The organism is Streptomyces sp. NPDC021096 (genome assembly GCF_040641275.1).
GTDB lineage: Bacteria > Actinomycetota > Actinomycetes > Streptomycetales > Streptomycetaceae > Streptomyces.
This window is the reverse complement of the sequence record NZ_JBFADG010000004.1, coordinates 1-12,376: the sequence shown is the minus strand read 5'-3', so window position 1 is coordinate 12,376 and position 12,376 is coordinate 1. Positions and strand designations below refer to the sequence as shown.

9 protein-coding genes and 2 rRNA genes are annotated in these 12,376 nt (G+C 69.8%); 2 read left to right on the top strand and 9 right to left on the bottom strand.

From position 1 onward, the window contains the following. Positions 1-27: 27 nt before the first annotated feature. The gene (locus tag AB0G59_RS08595; RefSeq protein WP_360909382.1) at positions 28-1,227 is read left to right on the top strand and encodes a crosslink repair DNA glycosylase YcaQ family protein; all 1,200 of its coding nucleotides are present in this window, start codon (positions 28-30) and stop codon (positions 1,225-1,227) included. Positions 1,228-1,232: 5 nt separating this feature from the next. Here the strand turns inward: AB0G59_RS08595 and AB0G59_RS08590 are convergent, their stop codons facing one another. From AB0G59_RS08590 to mtnA, 7 genes are all read right to left on the bottom strand, one after another. After that, positions 1,233-1,976, bottom strand: coding sequence for a response regulator transcription factor (locus AB0G59_RS08590; protein ID WP_360909380.1), 744 nt, complete (start codon positions 1,974-1,976; stop codon positions 1,233-1,235). A gap of 226 nt (positions 1,977-2,202) precedes the next feature. Continuing rightward, complete coding sequence (gene raiA, locus AB0G59_RS08585) at positions 2,203-2,892, bottom strand: ribosome-associated translation inhibitor RaiA (protein ID WP_360909378.1); 690 nt, start codon at positions 2,890-2,892, stop codon at positions 2,203-2,205. A gap of 337 nt (positions 2,893-3,229) precedes the next feature. Then, complete coding sequence (locus AB0G59_RS08580; RefSeq protein ID WP_360909376.1) at positions 3,230-3,955, bottom strand: phosphoribosyltransferase family protein; 726 nt, start codon at positions 3,953-3,955, stop codon at positions 3,230-3,232. Positions 3,956-4,095: 140 nt separating this feature from the next. Beyond that, positions 4,096-5,877, bottom strand: coding sequence for an LpqB family beta-propeller domain-containing protein (locus AB0G59_RS08575; protein ID WP_360909374.1), 1,782 nt, complete (start codon positions 5,875-5,877; stop codon positions 4,096-4,098). A 31-nt stretch (positions 5,878-5,908) separates the two neighbouring features. Further along, on the bottom strand, positions 5,909-7,942 hold the full coding sequence (mtrB, locus tag AB0G59_RS08570) for an MtrAB system histidine kinase MtrB (RefSeq protein WP_360909372.1): 2,034 nt from the start codon (positions 7,940-7,942) through the stop codon (positions 5,909-5,911). A 1-nt stretch (position 7,943) separates the two neighbouring features. Continuing rightward, the gene (gene mtrA, locus AB0G59_RS08565) at positions 7,944-8,621 is read right to left on the bottom strand and encodes a two-component system response regulator MtrA (protein WP_055539974.1); all 678 of its coding nucleotides are present in this window, start codon (positions 8,619-8,621) and stop codon (positions 7,944-7,946) included. Then, positions 8,618-9,748 carry an S-methyl-5-thioribose-1-phosphate isomerase gene (mtnA, locus tag AB0G59_RS08560; RefSeq protein WP_360909370.1) on the bottom strand — a complete coding sequence of 377 codons (1,131 nt, stop codon included), beginning with the start codon at positions 9,746-9,748 and terminating at the stop codon, positions 8,618-8,620. Before mtnA ends, mtrA begins: the two co-directional genes overlap by 4 nt. A gap of 339 nt (positions 9,749-10,087) precedes the next feature. Here mtnA and AB0G59_RS08555 point away from each other — a divergent pair, with 339 nt between their 5' ends. Next, positions 10,088-11,017, top strand: a complete 930-nt coding sequence (locus AB0G59_RS08555) for a glycerophosphoryl diester phosphodiesterase membrane domain-containing protein (protein WP_360909368.1) — start codon at positions 10,088-10,090, stop codon at positions 11,015-11,017. Between the two features lie 140 nt (positions 11,018-11,157). Here AB0G59_RS08555 and rrf read toward each other — a convergent pair. Together rrf and AB0G59_RS08545 are read right to left on the bottom strand one after the other, a co-directional pair. After that, a 5S ribosomal RNA gene (rrf, locus tag AB0G59_RS08550) occupies positions 11,158-11,274 on the bottom strand. Between the two features lie 74 nt (positions 11,275-11,348). Continuing rightward, positions 11,349-12,376, bottom strand: a 23S ribosomal RNA gene (locus AB0G59_RS08545); the annotation flags it as partial.

The following is a 12,376-nucleotide window of genomic DNA, read 5'->3' as shown; positions in this document are numbered from 1 at the left end:
TCAGTGGCCGCCTCTAGGGTGATCGGTATGACAACTGCCGCCACCGCCAAGGCCCGTACGGCCGGGGCTCCCCGCCCCCAGGCCCGGCTCTCCGCCGACGAGGCCCGCCGCCTGGCGCTGCGCGCCCAGGGCCTGCTCGGGGCCCCCGACCGGCGGGCGGGCGCCCGCGGGGTGCTGCGCCGGCTGGGCGCGGTCCAGCTGGACACGATCTCGGTGCTGGCCCGCTCGCACGAGCTGGTGCCGTACGCCCGCCTGGGCGCCCTCGGCCGCACCGCGGTGGAGTCGGCGTACTGGAGCGGCGACCACGCCTTCGAGTACTGGTCGCACGCGGCGTGCATCCTGCCGGTCGAGGAGTGGCCGCACTTCGCCTTCCGGCGCCGGGCCATGAAGGCGCGCGGCCATCGCTGGCACGTGATGCAGGACTCCGAGCGCTCGTGCGCGGCCGTGCGGGACCGGCTCAGGGCCGAGGGCCCCCTGACGGCAACGGAATTGGGCGGCGCCAAGAACGGCGGCGAGTGGTACGACTGGTCCGAGACCAAGATCGCGGTGGAGTGGCTGCTGGACACCGGCGAGGTGGTCTGCACCCGGCGGCGCGGCTGGAAGCGGGTGTACGACCTGGCCGAGCGGGCGGTCCCGGATGCCCTCCTGCACGACGACATCGACGACGCCGAGTGCATACGGCGCCTGGTCGCGCAGGCGGGCGCGGCGATGGGGGTGGCCACCCGGGCCGACCTGGCGGACTACCACCGGCTCAAGGGCGAGCAGGTCGACGCCGTCATAGCCGGTACGGGCCTGGTGCCGGTGGAGGTGGAGGGCTGGTCCAAGCCGGCGTGGGCGGATCCGGCGGCGCTGGCCGACGAGCCCCGGGGGCGGCACCGCACGACGCTGCTCTCGCCGTTCGACTCGCTGATCTGGGACCGGCCGCGCACCGAGCGGCTCTTCGGCTTCACGCACCGGCTGGAGGCCTACGTCCCCAAGGCGAAGCGGGTGCACGGCTATTTCGTGATGCCGCTGCTGACGGGCGGCCGGCTGGCGGGCCGGGTGGATCCGGCGCGCGACGGCGGGACGCTGGTGGCACGGCAGGTGTCGATGGCGGGCCCCAAGGCCGTGGAACCCATGGCCCGGGCGTTGTGGGAGGCGGCCGAGTGGGTGGGCTGCGACGCCGTGCGCATCGAGCGCTGCGACGACGCGAAGCTGGCCGCCGCGCTGGTCCGCGCCCTGGGCTGATCCGCTCACCGGATCTCGAGGATCTTCTCCCTCATCGCATAGACCACCGCCTCCATCCTGGAGTGCAGCTGCAGCTTCTCCAGGATGTTGCGGACATGGTTCTTGACCGTGTTCTCGCTGATGAACAACTCCTTGGCGATGTCACGGTTGTTCATGCCGGTCGCGACGAGCTTGAGCACCTCCAGCTCGCGGTCGGTGAGCCGGGGCGCCGGCACCAGCCGGCGCTCGTCGGTGCGCTGGATCATCGACTTGAACTCGGTGAGCAGCTTGGACGCCATCGACGGGCTGATCTGGGACTGGCCGTCCGCCACCGCCCGGATCGCGGTCGCCACCTCGTCGGTGGAGATCTCCTTCAGGAGATAGCCGGTGGCCCCGGCCTTGATGGCGTCGTAGAGGTCGGCTTCCTCGTCGCTGATCGTCAGCATGATGATTTTCGCGCTGGGCGCCACCTCCTTGATGGAGGTGCAGGCCTCGATGCCGCCGCGCTTGGGCATCCGTACGTCCATCAGCACGATGTCCGGCAGCAGGTCGGCCGCCTTGTCCACCGCCTCCGCGCCGTCCCCGGCCTCCCCCACGACCTGGATGTCCTCCTCGTGCGCCAGCACGATCTCCAGCCCCCGGCGGAAGAGGGCGTGGTCGTCCACGACCAGGACCCGGATGGGTTCCTCCCGCGTGGCGCCCCGGTCCGCGCGGGCGCCCTCGTCGTCGTCCTCGCCGGGCACGCTCACGGGCCCGAACCTGTCCGCCATCGTTCCTCCCCCAGAAGGCCATGGCCCCTTGCGGTTGCACTGTCTGCGCCGCGCCAACCCGTTCCGGCGGGCCGGTGGTTGGGCTCGACCATGATTTCATGCCGGACCGCTCTTCCATGGCCGCATGGATCGGTGCCCCGGGAGCGCGTCAGCGCTCCGAGGGCACCGGGACGGGCCGGCGGCTCACACGTGCCCCGGCCGCACGCGGCGGCCGGGGCCTCGCGGATCAGCCGCCGAGCTCACCGCCCGCACCACCGGGCTCCCCGGTGTAGAAGGGGTCACTGTTGAGACGGATGACGCCGTAGTCGTAGGCGTGCCGCCGGTAGACGACACTGGGCATCTTCGTCTCGGAGTCGACGAACAGATAGAAGTCGTGGCCGACCAACTCCATTTCGTAGAGTGCCTGGTCGAGCGCCATGGGGGCCGCGGAGTGCGTCTTCTCGCGGACCACCAGGGGGCCTTCGCCCCGGATCTCCAGCGGTCCCATATGGGTGACGGGCACCTCGCCCGGACCCTGCTCCGCGGTGAGTTCGCCCCTGTCGTTGAGTTCCGCCGCGCCGCTGACCAGCGCCCCGACACCGCTTGCCGGGATGCGTCCGTTGCCCCGGCGGGCGAGACGCTTGTCGTGCTGCTTGCGCATCCTCGCCTCGAGCTTGCTCGTGGCGAGATCGAGCGCGGCGTAGGGATCCGTCGCTGCGGCCTCCGCCCGGATCACCGGTCCACGGGAACGCACGGTGATCTCCACGCGGTCGGAGCGGTCGGACTGCCTGGGGTTGGGCTCCTTGGACACCTCCACGTCGAGGCTGATCACCTTGCCGTCGAGCTTCTGGATCTTGTCCAGCTTCAGCTTCTCGGCCACGTGCTTGCGAAACCGCTCGGGGACCTCTGTCTTGCGGCCCTTGACGACGATGTCCACGCAGAACTCCGTTCCCGGATCGCTCCGCCGAAGGTTGCGGAGCGCATCCCTCTTGCATCAGGCCCCGGGGATACCCGGAGCCACCGACTAGGCGGTTTTCACCTCCTCCTCCCCCGTCGACAAGATCTACACCCCATCGCTTCGCGGCTCTTCTCGCTTGTTCCAAGCTTCATCGAAGGCATACGAAGCGCGCCAATCGGAGATATGAGGCATAGCTCTTGCCATTCCTCACAACCGAACATATCTCGCTCGGAAGCCCGTCGGTACCCCCTACCGCAACGTACCTCCATTCAGGTGTTTCACGACCGTTTCCATCAGGAACGCAGGGCGTTCTCCGTCAGTTCCGGTTGGATTCGAAAGCTCGTGGAGCAGCAGCGACCACGGCCGCTCCCACGATGCGCCCGCCGGCACCCGAGACCGCACGCGCGGCCTCCGCCAGCGAGGCTCCGGTCGTCATCAGATCGTCGACCAGCACGACCGGCCCTCCTTCCCTCCAGAGGCGGTCCACTCCCCCGGCTACCCCCATCGCCCCCGACACATTCGCCCTGCGCTGCCGGGCGTCGAGCCCCGACTGGTCCGCCACGGCCCGCCGCAGCCGCAGCACCGCCGCCACCCGCGCGGGCACCCCGGCCGCCCGCAGCACCCGGGCCGCCGCCAGCCCGATCCGCCGTCCCGCGTCGTGGCCCCGCCCGGCCACCGCACGCCGCGCGGAAGGCACCGGAACGAGCAGCAACGGCCTCCTGCGGGCCCTTACGCCCCGCCCCGCACCTGAGCAACCGGCCACCCGTACCGCGCCCGCCAGCGCGGCACCCAGAGGTTCCGCCAGTCCCAGGCCGCCCCGTTCCTTGTGCGCGAGCAGCACCGCCCGCACCGCGTCGCCGTACCGCGCGGCCGCGTGCACACGCGGCAATCCCTCGGGCACCGGATCCGGCCACACCCGCCGCACCGCCCGCCCGCACAGCTCCTCACGGCACTCGTCGCACAGCACGACACGGGACCGTCCGCATCCCGCGCAGTCCGCCGGCAGCACCAATCCGGCGATCTCCTGCCACCACCCGCCCATGCATCCACTGTCCCGCCGCCGGCACGGACCCGCCACCCCTGTGGATAACTCCCGCACGGGCTCATGACCAGCGGCTGTGCGCACGAGGCCGCGCGCCCGGCGGGGAGCCACGTACGTGCGTACGTCCCGTGCCCCGGCGCCTACCCCGGGTAGACCGGCGCCGAGCCTTCCTTGGTCACCAGCTTCCAGTTGGTGTCCGGCTGCAGCCGGACGATCCCGCCCTCGCCCTCGGCGACCAGCGTCTGCGCCTTGCCCGGGCTCTCAGGAGCGGCCACGCCCCGCACACCCGTGATGCCCGGCAGCCCCGAACCGTTCGGCTGGGAGCCGTCCGTCTCGATGTACTGCAGCTGCTGCAGGCCGCCCTGCTCGCTGCCCGCCACCAGCAGTCTGCTCGCGCCCGCCCACGAAACGGCGTTCACTTCCTCCAGCCGGGGCGCGACGGAGCGCAACTCCTGCACCGACAGACTCGGCCGCCCCGCGCTCCCCTGCCGCTCGACCCTGCCGAGCTTGAGGACCGTATGGTCGCCCTTCGTCACCAGCAGCGCGATCCGCACCCCGTCCGCCGACACCCGCAGCCCGGTGATCCGCCCGCCGTCGAGCCCGGGCACCCGGACCTCCTCCGGCGTGCCCGTACCGCCCGCCAGCCGCAGCAGTCGCGGCTTCTCCGGGTCCTGGTCCGCGACCCACAGGTCGCCCAGCCCGTCCCAGCTCGGCGCCGTCAGCCCCGTCTTCGCGGACGCACCACCCTGCACGCTCAGCCGGGCATCGCCCAGGGCCGCGCCCGACTGCAGGGAGGTGACGTACAGCGACTGTCCGTTGGCGGACACCGCCGCCGCCCGGCGCTCGGTCCGGTCCACCGCCACCGACCGCCACTGCACCGCACCGTCCGCGCCGAGGGGCCCCGCCACCCGGCGCGGCTCCTCGTCACCGTCGGCCAGGCTCACGATCCGGCGCTGCCCGTCCACGTAGTACTGCCGGTCCGGACGCCCGGACGTCTGGTCGGGCGCGTAGTACTTCGCCTGTTCCTTGCCGAGCGCACACAGCCGGGAGCCGTCCTTGCGCTGCAGCGTCACATCGGTGACCTTGGCCGACTCCTGCACCGTGTAGAGCAGCTGCGCGGCCATCCGCAGGCACTGGTCCTGGTTGGCGCCCGCCGCCCGCTCGTTCAGCCGCACCTTCAGGGCGTTGGAGTCGTCGAGCGACAGCCGCTGGTCCTGCAGCCGCGTCCCCGTCGGGAAGGCCGTGCCCGCGACCGGGTCGAGCCACGTCGTCGGACCGTCCAGCAGGGCCTTCACCGTCGACGTCACGGGGTCTATCCGCTTGCGCAGATAGACGGGATCGGCGACGAGCACGTCCCGCGCCCTGCCGCCACCGGAGCCCAGCTCAGCAAAGTAGTACTTATTGACCGAACGGTAGATGCGCTGGAACTCGGACGCGCCCAGCACCAGGCCCGGTTCGAGCGCGTCGATGCGCCACTCGCCGTCCTCGCGCGCCAGGTGCAGCTGCGCCTTGTAGGCGCGCTCGTCCGGCTTGTACGCGTGTTTGGCGTCCACCACCGCGATCTGCTTGCCGGTGAGCGTGACGGTGTACGCCTGCTCCCGGTCGCCGCCGACCCGCTCCACGCGCACCTGCGGCGTCTGGGCCAGCACGATGGTCGACGCCGACGGGTCCCACTGCCGCTTCACGGCCTTCGCCAGGTACATCCGGGCCGTGTCGTAGTTCGGGTCGTCGCTCGTGGTCGCCTCAAGGAAGCCCGCCACGAGCTCCAGCGGCTGCTCGTTCTTGCGCGGCGGCACCCCGTAGACCCGCACCTGCGCGTCGGCGTCCGCGCGCTGGGAGGAGTCCACGGAATTGACCGAACCGCTGTCCGGCATGGAAGCGCAGCCCGCCAGCAGGCCGCCGCCGACCGCCAGCGCAAGCACGCCCGCCAGCGGACGCGCGCGGCGAGTGCCCTTACCCCTGACCGTCACGGTCGCCTCCGGTCCTGCCGTCCGCCGAGCCGTCCGCCTTGCCGTCGGCCGCGCCGTTCGCGCCACTGCCGCCGGCCTCGTCACCGGACCGTTCGCCGGGCGCCTTCTCACCGCTCTTGTCGCCGCCCAGCGCACCGCCCGGCCGCGTCACCACGCGCGCGCCGCTGCCCGGCAGAGCCGTCGGGTCGGCCGTAGGACGTACGTTCTTGTTCTGCACCGGTACGGGCGAACCCCGGCCCGGCAGCACCGGCGGCATGCCCGCCTCGTTCAGTCCGCGATTGCGCCGGGAATCCTCGGGCTCGAGCGGGATCGGCGAACCGCGCAGCGGATCGCCCGCCGTGCGCGGCAGCGTCAGCCGGAACTGCGAACCGCCGCCCGGCTCGCCCCACGCCTGCAGCCAGCCACCGTGCAGACGCGCGTCCTCCACGGCGATCGACAGACCCAGACCGGTACCGCCGGTCGTCCGGGCCCGGGCGGGGTCGGCGCGCCAGAACCGGTTGAACACCCGCGTCGCCTCGCCCGGCTTGAGACCCACGCCGTAGTCGCGCACCGCGACCGCCACCGCACCGCCGGCCGTGGCCAGCCGCACGATCACGTCCCGGCCCTCGCCGTGCTCGACGGCGTTGACCACCAGGTTGCGCAGGATGCGCTCCACACGCCGCGCGTCCGCCTCGGCGATCACCGGCTGCTCGTTGCCGCGCACCAGCAGCCTGCTGCCCTTGCGGTCCGCCAGCGGCAGCGCGCCGTCCACCACGCGGTTCACCACGTCGCGCAGGTCTATCGGCTCGGCCTCCAGCGCCGCCGCACCCGCGTCGAAACGACTGATCTCCAGCAGATCGGCCAGCAGCGACTCGAAGCGGTCGAGCTGCCCGAACAGCAGCTCGGCCGAGCGCGCGGTGACCGGATCGAAGCCGTCGCGCGCCTCGTGAATGACGTCCGCCGCCATCCGCACGGTCGTCAGCGGCGTCCGCAGCTCGTGCGAGACGTCCGAGACGAACCGCCGCTGCATCCGCGACAGCTCCTCCAGCTGCTGGATCTTGACCTGCAGGTTCTGCGCCATCTTGTTGAAGGCTTCACCCAGACGTGCGATGTCGTCCTCGCCGGTGACCTTCATCCGTTCCTGCAGCACACCCGCCGCGAGCCGCTCGGAGATGCTCGCCGCCATCCGCACGGGCGTGACGATCTGCCGCACCACCAGCCACGCGATGGCGCCCAGCAGCACCACCACGAACACCCCGGCGGTCGCCAGCGTGCCCTTGACCAGGCTGAGCGACTTCTCCTCCTGCGTGAACGGGAAGAGGTAGTAGAGCTGGTACGCCTTGCCGTTGACGTCGTAGAGCTGCTTTCCGACGATCAGCGCCGGCTCTCCCTCGTCGGAGGCGCTGCGCTTGATCGTCCCGGGCTTCTCGAACGTGCCCGGGCGGCGGTCCAGCTGCTTGCGCAGGTCGGCCGGCACGCTGTGCTCGGGATCGATGTCCCCCGAGGCGCGCGGGCCGCCCGCACTGAGCGCCACCACGTGGTAGACGCCCTGCCCGCCGCTGGCGAGCTGCTGCACGAGCGCCGTCAGCCACGCTCCGGAATCGGGGTTTCCACGGCCACCGGACTGCGAACCGTCCTGGCCGCGCCCCTCGGCACCAGGATCGGCGGCGTCACGCGCCGCCTTGAACCCGCCCTCGGCCTGGCTCTGCGAAGCGTGCCGCTTGGCGTCCAGCAGACCGTTGCGCACCTGCCCGATCACGACCACTCCGAGCAGCAGCACCACACCGAGCGACATCACCAGCGTGGTCGCGACCACCCGCAGCTGGATGTTGCGCCGCCACAGCCGCATCGCGGGCAGCAGCGGACGGCGCACCCAGCGCACGTACAGGCGCAGCAACGGATGCACGGGCGCCGCGCCCGCGCCGTCGGACAGCATCCTTCCGGCGCGCCAGAGGCGTCGGAAGATCGATATGCCGCCCGCCGCCGTGCCGACGGGCCGCCCCGCGTCCCGCTCCGGAGCGGCACCGTTGCCGGTCATGTCAGCTCGGCCCGGCCTTGTAGCCCACACCACGGACGGTCACCACGATCTCCGGCCGCTCGGGGTCCTTCTCGACCTTCGAGCGAAGCCGCTGCACGTGGACGTTCACCAGCCGCGTATCGGCGGCGTGGCGGTAGCCCCAGACCTGCTCCAGCAGCACCTCGCGGGTGAACACCTGCCACGGCTTACGGGCCAGCGCCACCAGCAGGTCGAACTCCAGCGGAGTCAGCGCGATCGACTGCCCGTCGCGCTTGACGGAGTGACCCGCGACGTCGATGACCAGGTCGCCGATCGCCAGCTGCTCCGGCGCCGGCTCCTCCGACCTGCGCAGGCGCGCCCGGATGCGGGCGACCAGCTCCTTGGGCTTGAACGGCTTCACGATGTAGTCGTCGGCGCCGGACTCCAGCCCGACCACCACATCCACCGTGTCGCTCTTCGCCGTCAGCATCACGATCGGCACGCCGGACTCGGCCCGGATCAGTCTGCACACCTCAATGCCATCACGGCCGGGCAGCATCAGATCGAGCAATACAAGATCAGGTTTGACCTCTCGAAAAGCAGCCAGTGCCTTGTCGCCGTCCGCTACAAACGACGGCTCGAAACCTTCACCACGAAGCACAATTCCGAGCATCTCGGCCAGTGCTGTGTCGTCGTCGACGACAAGGACGCGTCCCTTCATATCGACATCATCCCATTACCCGATCGTGACCTGTCACACAGCTCCGCCAAACCCGCCTCCGTCACGGGGGAAACAACGCCGTTTTCCGTGACAATCGCGGTCACCAACTCGGGCGGTGTGACATCGAACGCAGGGTTGTACGCCTGAGTTCCGAGGGGCGCGACGGGTACGCCGGCCTCCGCACCGGGCAGCTCCGTCACCTCATGACCGGGCCGCTGCTCCACCTCGATGGCCGCCCCGTCGGCGGTCCCGAGGTCCACGGTCGTCGTCGGCGCCACGACGATGAACGGCACGTGGTGATAGCGCGCCAGCACGGCCAGCGGATAACTTCCCACCTTGTTGGCCACCGAGCCGTCGGCCGCTATCCGGTCCGCTCCTATCAGCACCGCGTCCACTTCGCCCGCCGAGAACAGCGAGCCCGCCGCATTGTCCGTGAGCAGGGTGTACGGCATTCCCGCACGCGCCGCCTCGTAGGCGGTCAGCCGGGCCCCCTGCAGCAGCGGCCGCGTCTCGTCGACCCACAGCCTGCGCAGCTCCCCGATCCGGTGCGCCGCGCCCACCACGGCCAGCGCCGTGCCCTCGCCGCCGGAGACCAGGGCGCCGGTGTTGCAGTGGGTCAGGACGCGGAAGCCGCCGCCCGGCAGCAGTTCCTGCAGCAGGGCCAGGCCGTGCGCCGCCATGCAGGCGCTGGCCTCGGCGTCCTCGGCGTGGAGAGCCTTGGCCTGGGCCAGGGCGGCCGCGGCGGCCCTGCCCGCGTCACCGCCCCCCTTGAGGACCCCCTGATAGGCCTCCAGGGCCCGCTGGACGCCGTAGGCCAGGTTCACGGCGGTGGGGCGGGCGTGAGCGAGCAGTTCGGCCGCTCCGTCCACGTCGAAGCCCCGCGCGGCCGCGAGCGCGACCCCGTAGGCGCCGGCGACTCCGAGCAGCGGAGCGCCCCGTACGGCGAGGGTGCGGACGGCCTCGACGAGCGCGGGTACATCGGTGCAGACCAGCTCGATCTCGTCCGTGGGAAGCCGCCGCTGGTCCAGGAGGACGATCACGGGCCCTTCTGGCAGTTCCTCCCAGCGCAGAGCGGGGACGGTGGAAGTTCCGGTGAGGGACTGGGGTGCCGAGCGCTGATCAGCCATTAGTCCAGTCTGCCCCGCATACACCAACTATTGAAGGGCTCCTCCGCCCGCTCCCCCTTACGTGGCGCGCCACTCCGCCGTGGCGTTACGAGCCCGCTGGTGCCCGGGAGGCGCGTGACACGATGACCGCACTGGCAACCGGGCCCGGCGCCCGCCGCACGGCGAAGGAACGGGCATCAGAAGGAGCAGCAGAAAATGAACGACTCTCCGGGCCGGACCCCGTCCGGCCGGGACCGGGCGCGCGCCGACAGCAGCGGAGGCCCCGGCTGGGGCCAGGCGGGCGGCGGGTGGGGCAACAACCCCTGGCGGCCGGCAGTCCCCCCGGCGCCCCAGCCTGGCGTGATCCCGCTGCGGCCGCTGAGCGTGGGCGAAATCCTGGACGGCGCCTTCACCACCGCACGCAAGTACTGGCGGACCGCCCTCGGGGTGTCGCTGACGGTGGCCGTGGCGACCCAGGCGGTACGAACGGTGGTGACGGGCCTCTGGTTCCGCGACCTGGTGGACCTGAGCGCACTCCGCGACCAGGAGGCGGCGAGCCTCGACGAGCTCGTGGAGGCCCTCAAGCAGGCACTGGGCGGCCTGGCGGCCGCGTCGCTGATCGGGCTCATCGGCTCGATCATCGCGGCTGCCATGCTGACCGTGGTGGTCAGCCGCGCCGTCCTGGGCCGCCCGGCTCCGGCAGGCGAGACCTGGGCGGCAGCCCGCCCCCGCCTGTTCTCCATGACGGGCCTGTTCTGCCTGGTCACGCTCCTGATCACCGGCGCCTTCGCCGTGGGGCTGGTACCGGGCCTGGCGCTCGCCGCGGCCGGAAACGAGAGCGGCGGAGTCGCGCTGACGGCCCTGGGCGGGCTGGCCGGCATGGCCGGGGCGGCATGGCTGTGGATTCGCTACAGCCTCGCGGCGCCGGCTCTGATACTGGAGAAGCAGGGCGTGATCGCCGCCATGCGGCGTTCCGGCAAACTCGTCAGCGGCTCATGGTGGCGGATCTTCGGAATACAGCTCCTGGCCACTCTCCTGGTTTTCGTGGTGAGTGCGATTGTCGAGATTCCGGCCGGCGTCATTGAATTGATCATGAACGGCGGTTCGCCGGATACCGTCCCGGTGACCTGGCCCTCTTTGATCATTAGCGGTATCAGCGCGACCATCAGCTCTGCGCTCACCCTGCCGATTACCGCCGGGGTCACCGCGCTGCTCTATATGGACCAGCGCATCCGCCGTGAATCGCTCGACCTCGATCTGGCCCGTGCGGCCGGCCAGGGGAACGAGTAATAAGCCGTTTCGTCTCCGGGGATGCGGATGCATCCCCGGAGACGGGGCCGGAGACAACCTGTACGGCTGGTTCCGTGCCGGAAATGCAAGAAAGCCCTGGCAGGGACCTTTCGGTCCCCACCAGGGCTTTCTGAATAATTGTTCGGCGGCGTCCTACTCTCCCACAGGGTCCCCCCTGCAGTACCATCGGCGCTGAAAGGCTTAGCTTCCGGGTTCGGAATGTAACCGGGCGTTTCCCTAACGCTATGACCACCGAAACACTATGAAGTTAACCAACCCGGCAATGACACAGGTCGTTACTTCAGAACCTACACAGTGGACGCGAGCAACTGAGGACAAGCCCTCGGCCTATTAGTACCAGTCAGCTCCAACCGTTACCGGTCTTCCACACCTGGCCTATCAACCCAGTCGTCTACTGGGAGCCTTACCCCATCAAGTGGGTGGGAGTCCTCATCTCGAAGCAGGCTTCCCGCTTAGATGCTTTCAGCGGTTATCCCTCCCGAACGTAGCCAACCAGCCATGCCCTTGGCAGGACAACTGGCACACCAGAGGTTCGTCCGTCCCGGTCCTCTCGTACTAGGGACAGCCCTTCTCAAGACTCCTACGCGCGCAGCGGATAGGGACCGAACTGTCTCACGACGTTCTAAACCCAGCTCGCGTACCGCTTTAATGGGCGAACAGCCCAACCCTTGGGACCGACTCCAGCCCCAGGATGCGACGAGCCGACATCGAGGTGCCAAACCATCCCGTCGATATGGACTCTTGGGGAAGATCAGCCTGTTATCCCCGGGGTACCTTTTATCCGTTGAGCGACGGCGCTTCCACAAGCCACCGCCGGATCACTAGTCCCGACTTTCGTCCCTGCTCGACCCGTCGGTCTCACAGTCAAGCTCCCTTGTGCACTTACACTCAACACCTGATTGCCAACCAGGCTGAGGGAACCTTTGGGCGCCTCCGTTACCCTTTAGGAGGCAACCGCCCCAGTTAAACTACCCACCAGACACTGTCCCTGATCCGGATCACGGACCCAGGTTAGACATCCAGCACGACCAGAGTGGTATTTCAACGACGACTCCACCATGGCTGGCGCCATGACTTCACAGTCTCCCACCTATCCTACACAAGCCGAACCGAACACCAATATCAAGCTATAGTAAAGGTCCCGGGGTCTTTCCGTCCTGCTGCGCGAAACGAGCATCTTTACTCGTAGTGCAATTTCACCGGGCCTATGGTTGAGACAGTCGAGAAGTCGTTACGCCATTCGTGCAGGTCGGAACTTACCCGACAAGGAATTTCGCTACCTTAGGATGGTTATAGTTACCACCGCCGTTTACTGGCGCTTAAGTTCTCAGCTTCGCC